The sequence below is a fragment of the Bacillus sp. B4EP4a genome, from assembly GCF_006680105.1.
Classification (GTDB): domain Bacteria; phylum Bacillota; class Bacilli; order Bacillales; family DSM-1321; genus Peribacillus; species Peribacillus simplex_E.
The window spans coordinates 1-8,412 of record NZ_VHIK01000063.1 but is presented as its reverse complement, the minus strand read 5'-3'; the positions used below and the strand labels follow the sequence as shown (position 1 = coordinate 8,412).

The 8,412-nt window shown below is 34.7% G+C and carries 11 protein-coding genes; 4 read left to right on the top strand and 7 right to left on the bottom strand.

Annotation, left to right across the window (positions count from 1 at the left end):
* Positions 1-134: 134 nt before the first annotated feature.
* The 4 genes from FNK51_RS24230 to FNK51_RS24215 form a co-directional block, all read right to left on the bottom strand.
* Entirely contained in the window at positions 135-1,127 is a 993-nt protein-coding gene (locus tag FNK51_RS24230) for an NADP-dependent oxidoreductase (protein WP_141994980.1), read from the bottom strand.
* 103 nt (positions 1,128-1,230) lie between these two features.
* A complete protein-coding gene (locus FNK51_RS24225; RefSeq protein ID WP_141994979.1) occupies positions 1,231-2,289 on the bottom strand; it encodes an alkene reductase in 1,059 nt (352 codons plus the stop codon).
* Positions 2,290-2,303: 14 nt separating this feature from the next.
* Complete coding sequence (locus tag FNK51_RS24220) at positions 2,304-3,152, bottom strand: alpha/beta fold hydrolase (RefSeq protein ID WP_141994978.1); 849 nt, start codon at positions 3,150-3,152, stop codon at positions 2,304-2,306.
* Positions 3,153-3,262: 110 nt separating this feature from the next.
* A complete protein-coding gene (locus FNK51_RS24215) occupies positions 3,263-3,838 on the bottom strand; it encodes a TetR/AcrR family transcriptional regulator (protein ID WP_141994977.1) in 576 nt (191 codons plus the stop codon).
* A 488-nt stretch (positions 3,839-4,326) separates the two neighbouring features.
* On the opposite strand from FNK51_RS24215, the gene FNK51_RS27635 reads away from it, so the two are divergent.
* From FNK51_RS27635 to FNK51_RS24200, 4 genes are all read left to right on the top strand, one after another.
* On the top strand, positions 4,327-4,425 hold the full coding sequence (locus FNK51_RS27635) for a hypothetical protein (RefSeq protein WP_220127003.1): 99 nt from the start codon (positions 4,327-4,329) through the stop codon (positions 4,423-4,425).
* Between the two features lie 676 nt (positions 4,426-5,101).
* Complete coding sequence (locus tag FNK51_RS24210) at positions 5,102-5,443, top strand: PadR family transcriptional regulator (protein WP_141994976.1); 342 nt, start codon at positions 5,102-5,104, stop codon at positions 5,441-5,443.
* The gene (locus FNK51_RS24205) at positions 5,436-5,918 is read left to right on the top strand and encodes a hypothetical protein (RefSeq protein ID WP_141994975.1); all 483 of its coding nucleotides are present in this window, start codon (positions 5,436-5,438) and stop codon (positions 5,916-5,918) included. The genes FNK51_RS24210 and FNK51_RS24205 overlap by 8 nt, the downstream gene beginning before the upstream one ends.
* Positions 5,915-6,442 (top strand): permease, encoded by a 528-nt coding sequence (locus FNK51_RS24200; protein WP_141994974.1) that lies wholly within the window; start codon positions 5,915-5,917, stop codon positions 6,440-6,442. Before FNK51_RS24205 ends, FNK51_RS24200 begins: the two co-directional genes overlap by 4 nt.
* A gap of 550 nt (positions 6,443-6,992) precedes the next feature.
* Here the strand turns inward: FNK51_RS24200 and FNK51_RS24195 are convergent.
* The 3 genes from FNK51_RS24195 to FNK51_RS24185 form a co-directional block, all read right to left on the bottom strand.
* The gene (locus tag FNK51_RS24195) at positions 6,993-7,199 is read right to left on the bottom strand and encodes a hypothetical protein (protein ID WP_141994973.1); all 207 of its coding nucleotides are present in this window, start codon (positions 7,197-7,199) and stop codon (positions 6,993-6,995) included.
* A gap of 48 nt (positions 7,200-7,247) precedes the next feature.
* Positions 7,248-7,451, bottom strand: coding sequence for a helix-turn-helix transcriptional regulator (locus tag FNK51_RS24190; RefSeq protein ID WP_056522061.1), 204 nt, complete (start codon positions 7,449-7,451; stop codon positions 7,248-7,250).
* 714 nt (positions 7,452-8,165) lie between these two features.
* A partial coding sequence (locus FNK51_RS24185; protein WP_181762336.1) for a fumarylacetoacetate hydrolase family protein occupies positions 8,166-8,412 on the bottom strand: 247 nt, incomplete at its 5' end.

Genomic DNA, 8,412 nt, shown 5'->3' with positions numbered 1-8,412 from the left:
ATCTTACTGAGGGGCTCTATTTTTTTCAAACCTGATATTTAACGATCTACAGGAATGCTAACGCACCAGCAACCTCGATAAGTTAAAAAAACAAACACTTTCTACCTAAGGAAAGGTTTGTTAGATAAGACTAATTATTTTAATTTAAGTATTATTTTTCCTTTCACTCTTCCCGCCTCTGCATACTCCAATGCTTTTTGGGCATCTTCGAAAATAAAAACTTTATCAAGTGTAGGCTTAATCACTTCTGACTCTAACATTTCTGTTAAAGTTTTCAACTGCTCTCCACTATGCTTCATAAAAAGAAACGTGTATTGGACATTATGTTTTTTTTCTAGCTTCGTAAGTTTATAACTTGCAATTGAAAATAAGGTTTTTTTAAATGAGCTAAATCCGTTTTCTTTAGCAAAGCGACCATTCGGGATTCCAGATATAGAAACAATCTTTCCTCCTTTTTTTAATGTTACAAATGATCTCTCTAACGTCGCCCCCCCAATGGTATCAAGAACTGCGTTGTAGTCACGAATCGAATGTTCGAACTTTTCTGTCTTGTAATTAATAACTTCGTCAGCGCCCAGAGATTTTACTAAATCACTACCATCACTAGCTGTAGTTGCGACAAAAGCACCCATATGTTTTGCAAGTTGGATAGCAAATGTTCCTACTCCCCCTGATCCTGCATGTATTAATATTTTATGTCCTTTTTCAATTCGCAGAATATCATGTAAAGCTTGGTAGGATGTCAATCCGACTAGAGGGATGGAGGCGGCATCTTCAAAACTTAAATTTTTAGGTTTTAATGCAATATCTTCTTGGTTAACAGAGAGATATTCAGTAAAAGTTCCCATTTTATTTGCTCTAGGTCGACCATATACCTCATCACCTACTTTAAACTTCGTGACACTAGTACCTACTTCAACAATTTTTCCAGAAAAATCGTTTCCTAAAATTAACGGCATCTTGTATTTCAATAATAATTTTAATTCACCTTTTCGAATTTTTGTATCAAGAGGATTTATACTTGCCGCATATATCTCAACTAAGACCTCGTCATTATTTATTTTGGGCATAGGGAAGTCTAAAAAATTTGGTTTTTTACCGTAGTTTTCAATTGCTAAAGCTTTCATTACAATCCTCCACATTTTTATTTAACGTACATGTATCTTTTCATAACGAACCTAAGAAAAAAGATTATGAATATCCCTAGATGGGATATTCATATTAAATAAACTATTTTAAGAAAGGATAATCTGTATAACCTTCTTTTCCTCCTGCATAGAGCGTGTTTTTATCAGGTTCGTTTAGGGGAGCACCTGATTGAATCCGTTCTACAAAGTCTGGATTAGCTAGTACCCAAGTGCCTACTGTGACAACATCTGCAAGATTATTATCTACATCAGACGAAAGTTGATCTAGAGGACGACCTGGACGGTTAACAAGAAGTGATTGATCCCAAAGTTGACGCACATCTTTTAGGAATTGCTCGTTTCCAAAGTGCATTAAATGCAGATATGCAAGGTTAAGCTTATTTAATTCACTTATTAAATAGCGATACATCTCAAGGCTATTTTCCCCCTCATCAATGCCTTGCAGTGTTCCTTGAGGAGAAAAACGGATGCCTGTTCTTTCTGCTCCTATTTCATCAACAACTGCTTTAGCTACTTCAATAGCGAATCGAGAACGCCCCTCAATCGTACCACCGTATGCATCTTGACGATGATTGGAGTTTTCACTAAGGAATTGTTGGATCAGATAACCATTCGCTCCGTGAATTTCAACTCCGTCTGCACCAGCTTCAATTGCTGAACGTGCTGCTAAACGAAACTCATTGATAACATCTTTTATCTCAAGCTCACTCAATTCTCTTGGTGTTGGAATTTCTTTCATTCCTTCTGCCGTGAAAATTTCTACCCCAGGTGCAATAGCTGACGGTGCAACTGCTTGGCGGTGGTGAGGTGTGTTATCAGGGTGTGATACACGTCCCACATGCATAAGCTGAACAAAAATATGACCGCCTTCACTATGAACTTTAGAAGTTACTTTTTTCCACCCTTTAATATGATTTTCTGTATAAATACCAGGTGTATTAGTGTAACCTTGCCCATCATCTGAAGGTTGGGTTCCTTCGCTTATAATTAAACCGACTGAAGCACGCTGACCATAGTACTCTGCTGCTAAATCGCTCGGCGTACCATCTGGTAAAGCTCTACTTCTAGTCATCGGAGCCATACCTATACGATTTTTTAAGTCAATGTTTCCGATACGAACTTTTTCAAATAATCTGCTCATATGAATACTCCTTTTTAATAAGAATTAGAATCAAGAAATGAATTTACGTGTTCTGCAAATAGTTCTGGAAATTGAAACAGATGCCCGTGACCAGAATCAGGATATATAATCAGCTGTGCTTTGGGTAAATTCTCTGTTAAGATATAACTGTTTTTAGTCGGTACCATCACATCATTAACACCATTAGTAACAAGTACAGGGTGTTTGATGTTTTGTAACCATTCATAATCATGATTAGATTTTTGTTTAGCCCATTTTGCAATGGCTTGTAATTGTGCCTCTTTTACTTGTTCTGAACTGTTTACTTTTTTCTGATTAAAAATTCTTTGTAGTGAAGCCATTCCTGCAGATTTACTTGTTTCGGTTTGTTCGTAGAAAAAGAACATAAAATCATTTATTCCATCTTCTTCCGTTCCGCCGTGACGATTCATTCTTTCAAAAATCTCTGGATTTGGATTAATACCAGATTCAGGCGAAGTACCTGCCATAATAATTTTTCTTACTAAATCTCCTTCTTGTAAAGCTAGCTCTTGTGCAACCATGCCACCAATGGAAAAACCAAGAATGTCAACTTGTTCTAATCCAAGAGTTTTTATAAAAGTTGCTGTATCTTTTGCCATATCAGCAATTGTAGTAGGCGTTAGTCCATCGGTCTCACCAACCCCTTTATTGTCAAATAAGATTACTGGGCGGGTATTTGCAATAGGTTCAAGCATGTTTGGATCCCAGTTTTCCATCGTTCCTCTAAAGTGAACAAGAAATACTACTGGTATACCATCTTGTGTACCAAATTTTCTATATGCGTAACGAGTTCCATCTGCTTCAATAAATTCTGATTCTGTTGGTATTTTAAAGTTTGTCATTTTTGTGTTCCTCCTTAGAAATTAAAAAACGATTTTATAAGTATGCATTATGATGGTTTGTTTCATATTAATTTTAGAATGAACGTTCTAAAAAGAGCAAAAAAAGAAAGCTAGTCCAACACTGAAAGTGCTAGAGTGATGATGCCTTCTAATTCTTTTTTATTGTAATTAGTTTTTATAAGTACTCTTATACCTACCAAATTGTTGTGTAAGAAACGAGATGTGTTATCAGAATCGATTTCTTTTGATAGTTCTCCACTAGCTTGGCCCCGTTTTATAAGGTTATTAAACATATCTTCAGTACGGTTAAACATTTTTGTAACTATGCGTCCAATTTCTTTGTCCAACAAAGATAATTCAATGGCTGCATTTACTGATAGACAACCTTTTGGGTATTGTTCAATGGAGTTCAGTACGAAAATAAAAACATCACGTATCGTCTGTTTAGTGGATGAAGTGCTGCTAATGATGCTTTCCATCTCATTGACGATGAGCTCTTCATAGTGATTAAGGGAAGCTAAAAACAATGAACGCTTGTCACCAAATGTGTCATATATACTCCTGCGGTGTATCCCCATATGATCCACCAAATCTTGCATGGATGTTTTTTCATAACCCTGTTCCCAGAAAAGCTCCATTGCTTTTCTTAATACTGCTTTTTCGTCAAACTCTTTACTTCTAGCCATTTTATTTCTCCTTTAAAAAATACATGAACCAATACTAACAAAAACAAACGTCATAATCTATTATAGAATGAACGTTCTAAAATAAACACATGAATTTCAAACCATGATTAAATCATACCCTTTTTAGAACGATTAGTAAAGAATTATAACTAACCAATAATCCCCAATATATTTGCTACATATCACAATGTTATCCATTAACTTTCACTTAGGGGTACCACCAAACATTTCTTCTATTCGTTTAGTTTCTTCAGATTGTTTTCTTCCACTGTTTCAATTAATGGATCAAACTCTTCTACAGATGCACTCATACCAAATAAACAAGAAACAGCAATTAGAAAAAACCATCTGAGCCCTTACTCAACCAAACTGCCCCTTAGTTGCATAAGAACTTGAAAGAAGAAGAGAAAAATTAAGACAAGAAGAATTAAAAGGAATCCTTCTAGCAGCGTTCACGGTGGAGGTCTTGTTTAGTTGGTAGCTTAGGTTTGAAAGGTACGGGAATTCTTATTCTTGTAACCATAATCGGCTTTGTTCTTGTATCACTCTTCTGTTTCTTTATCTTCCCCCATTTGAACACCCCCTAATTAAGCAACCAGTCCTTTTAAATTTTACCACAAACAACCATTATCCTTGTTGAACTATCCTGCCCCTTTAGTTCTATAAGAAAAAGCTGCCTTAAAGACAGCTCCAATCTTCAGCTAACGCACCCGTTAGCCATCCATGAATCGCAAAAATCGGCGATTCACCACAAAGAATGAAAATGGTTAGGAAGTGTCAATACTGATACTGACCTTAATCCAGTCAACCCTAATCCATAGACTAATTAATTAACGCTCTCCTCTTTTTTTAAAACGATTGAGCAGGGTCTTCTTATTTTTTAATTTTTAAAGAAACTTATTTTCATGGCAGTTTATGTGCAATCTTTCACATTCTATTTTCTTATTAAATCAGTAAAAGACAAAATTCTTAAACCATCAATATGTTTCTGTCTCTAAATTATAAGGGAGTCATAGGTGATAACTATGGATTCCTCTTAAACAATATCCCCGCTTGTTCTGCCATCACACGAGATGGAACTGTAATTACATTCTTAAGCTACAATCCAACTAACCCTACGAAAGCTGAACTGAAAAATTGAACAAAAAATTTTTAAAAAAGGACATACTGTCAGTGACACATTACTGTTGATAACAGTATACTGTTATTAACAGTAAGGTTGCCAAAAAAATTTTAAATTTAAATTAGGGGGTTATATATTTCATGAAACATACAGGGAGACATACAGGTGCATTTCTTCTGCTGTTTTTAACAGAGGGAGATAGCTATGGAGGGAAACTCCTGCAGAAATGTGAAGAAGAGCTTCCCATCAACCCAATTGATAGTGCCATTCTTTATCGCACATTAAAAACATTAGAGAAAGAAGGTGCTGTTGAGTCTTATTTGTACACATCTAATCAAGATAAGCTGATAAAAATGTATAAAATTACTACAGTTGGAAAAAGAAAATTAGAAGATTTTCAAATAGATATAGAAGAAAAAATGAAGAACTTATCATTTTTCTTAAATAAATACAAAGAATGGAAGGAGTCTAATCATGATTAATGGTACTATCCTTTACGCTATGGCTATCATTCTTCTCAGTATTTCTTTTATAAAAGATCGAAATAAAACAAGAGATGCTCTATTAAAGTCATGGAAAAGTTTTCGTAATATTATACCTGACATGTTATCAATTATGCTTTTCGTTGGGCTATCACTATCTATATTAACTCCATCCTTAATTTCTTCAATCATTGGAGAAAAATCTGGATTGACAGGTATTGTTTATTCAGCATTAATTGGTTCTATTGCACTAGTTCCAAGCTTTGTTGTATTTCCTCTTGGACACACATTAGTCCAAAATGGTGCAGGACTCCCTCAAGTAGCTGTATTAATGTCTACATTAATGTCCGTAGGAATCACAACTTTACCTATGGAACAAAAGATATTTGGGCGAAGTTTTGCCTATTCTCGCAACGTATCTGCAGTGGTAATGTCTCTAATATTTTCATATATTATTTGGGTGGTGATGGGATGAATGAATTAAAAAGGTATCGTTTCTTTTTCATTTTATTATTTGGGCTCATTATCCTTACCTTTATAAACCAATCGGTGGGATGGAATGCATTTCAATTAACAGGAAATGGCATTTTAGATATGCTGTTTCTACTCCCTCCTGTCTTAATATTCGTAGGTTTGCTTGACAAATGGGTGGAGAAAGAAACACTTATAAGATATATGGGAGATAAATCCGGCATCTATGGCATTTTGTTCTCCCTATTATTAGGAGTAATTGCAGCTGGTCCCCTCTACGTAGCTTTTCCAATTGCGGCACTATTATTAAAAAAAGGAGCAAGCATACGCTATATTGTATTTTTTTTAGGAGTTTGGACAACTGCAAAATTACCGGTTATTGTATATGAATTTGCTTCATTTGGAGTTAAATTTACACTCATTCACATTTGTTTTGGTTTGTTATTTTTCTATTTAATGGGTATTATTTTTGAAAAATTTTATAAGCATCGACAATTGTTAAAGTATGATATAACTAAAGACGTTTAGATTTAGATCGATAAATCTTTAACCACTCAATCCCAGATTATTTTGTAGCTGAACCTACAACGGACTATACTGCGTGCAGCAAAAGATTAGAGGATACAGTTTGCACTGCATCCTCTTTTTAATTCCCTTCTTCAATTAACCTGCTCCGTTATACATGACATAGAACTCTATATACCCACATTTAGAACAAACATAAGGAGAAACTTTGCTGTAAATCGGACTATCCGTGAAAAAACCTCTTGGTTCTTTATTTATCTGAAATTCTCCTTGAATTCCAGAAATATAGGCTCTCGTAAGTACGTTGCCGCATTTGCTACAAGTTTCCATTATTTTTCATCCCTTATCGTTATCGTTTCCTACCCGTATTACTCTCTTTTATACGATTCCTAAATTAATAAAGTTTCAATACTTGTTCAACAAACCTGCCCCTTTAGTTGCATAAAGAAAAAGCTGCCATAATGACAGCTCTGATCTTCAGCTAACGCACCCGTTTGTTTAAGTGATTTCATTCACAATATTTCAGTGAAAAATTGAAAATTCTTATATATAACTACTTCAAAATAAATGCGATAATCCCTATAATAATACACAGAACTCCACTCAAAAATTGCCCTAATCCTGAAGCTTCTCCCATTAGCAGTAAATTGAATATGTTTTTACTCTTTTGTTTTTTTCCAAATAAGCCATCATCTGTTTTCATACGATAAATACCCCAAACTATTAAAACAGCCCCAAAAATAAATAATACAATAAGCATTTATGTTCCTCCGTTGTTTGTTTAATATGTGCATCTTGGTGAAATGTATTATTTGTCATCCTCATCAAAAATAAAAGTTTCTTCAATTGATAAATTAAAAACTGATGCTATTTTATACGCAAGTAGCACAGATGGATTATACTTTTGTTTTTCTAATGAGATGATTGTTCTAGAAGATACACTTACTTTATCAGCTAATTGTTGTTGCGTTATTCCATTTTCTATTCGCAATTCTTTTACTCTATTTTTCATAAATCCTCCGAATTAAAGGACAAGATTGTAATACTTTCTAGACCCAATTTGACTAATCATTAATGATACTAAGACAACAAATAATGCAGTATTTGTTGGGATAACGACAAAATTAGTTATAAACATAAGAATAAAAATTTCGCACATAAGAATATGCAAGGAAAAGCGAGCAACTTTCCCATCAATTAAAGCATCTCTTTCGTCGTACTCCTTCGATAATTCCTTTTCTAGTGATTTATTCTTACGGGATGTAATGTAAGAAATTGTTGAGTACAACAAAATTATTCCACCTAGGAATACTATGATATAACCAAAATTTGATCTTAGTGATGTATCGAGAATTATTTGAATGATTCCCAATATAATTATCACAGTTGAGACTAAAAAACGCTGTATGAATAGATTTTTCAATCATACCTCTCCTAACCAACTTATTCACCTGGAGTGAAGTTTATTTAACATGAAGTTAACTTCATGTGAAGTTGATTTCATGTTAATCTTTTTCAAAACAAATGTCAATGGAAGTAGCAAAATATTTCATCATTTGAACAATTTTAGTTTTAATAGTGTTCAACTCCTCAGTATGATAGCTATATCTCTCGAGTGCTCACTATCCTGCCCCTTTAGTTCCATAAGAAAAAGAGCTGCCTTAAAGACAGCTCCGATCTTTGCTAACTATTTATCATTCGTGGTTATTAAGATTGCTGGCAAATCTTACTGAACATCATTAGTTAATCGACCGATGTTCTCGACTTCAACAACGACTTCATCCCCCGACTTGATCGGGCAGCTGCCAGATGGTGAACCCGTAGCCAAAATGTCACCTGGCTCCAGTGTCATTACCTGTGAAAGCCAGCTGATTAGAAACGGAATGCTTAGAGACATTTCATTGGTATTTCCGTCTTGGACAACGCGGCCGTTTAAAGTGGTCACAATCCGCAAATTAGTGGGATCTACCCCG

What these genes read in the sequence shown, in the direction of transcription:
- FNK51_RS24230 (WP_141994980.1), bottom strand. Translation starts at nt 1,127, where the DNA reads ATGAAAGCTTTAGCAATTGAAAACTACGGTAAAAAACCAAATTTTTTA.
- FNK51_RS24225 (WP_141994979.1), bottom strand. Translation starts at nt 2,289, where the DNA reads ATGAGCAGATTATTTGAAAAAGTTCGTATCGGAAACATTGACTTAAAA.
- FNK51_RS24220 (WP_141994978.1), bottom strand. Translation starts at nt 3,152, where the DNA reads ATGACAAACTTTAAAATACCAACAGAATCAGAATTTATTGAAGCAGAT.
- FNK51_RS24215 (WP_141994977.1), bottom strand. Translation starts at nt 3,838, where the DNA reads ATGGCTAGAAGTAAAGAGTTTGACGAAAAAGCAGTATTAAGAAAAGCA.
- FNK51_RS24210 (WP_141994976.1), top strand. Translation starts at nt 5,102, where the DNA reads ATGAAACATACAGGGAGACATACAGGTGCATTTCTTCTGCTGTTTTTA.
- FNK51_RS24205 (WP_141994975.1), top strand. Translation starts at nt 5,436, where the DNA reads ATGATTAATGGTACTATCCTTTACGCTATGGCTATCATTCTTCTCAGT.
- FNK51_RS24200 (WP_141994974.1), top strand. Translation starts at nt 5,915, where the DNA reads ATGAATGAATTAAAAAGGTATCGTTTCTTTTTCATTTTATTATTTGGG.
- FNK51_RS24195 (WP_141994973.1), bottom strand. Translation starts at nt 7,199, where the DNA reads ATGCTTATTGTATTATTTATTTTTGGGGCTGTTTTAATAGTTTGGGGT.
- FNK51_RS24190 (WP_056522061.1), bottom strand. Translation starts at nt 7,451, where the DNA reads ATGAAAAATAGAGTAAAAGAATTGCGAATAGAAAATGGAATAACGCAA.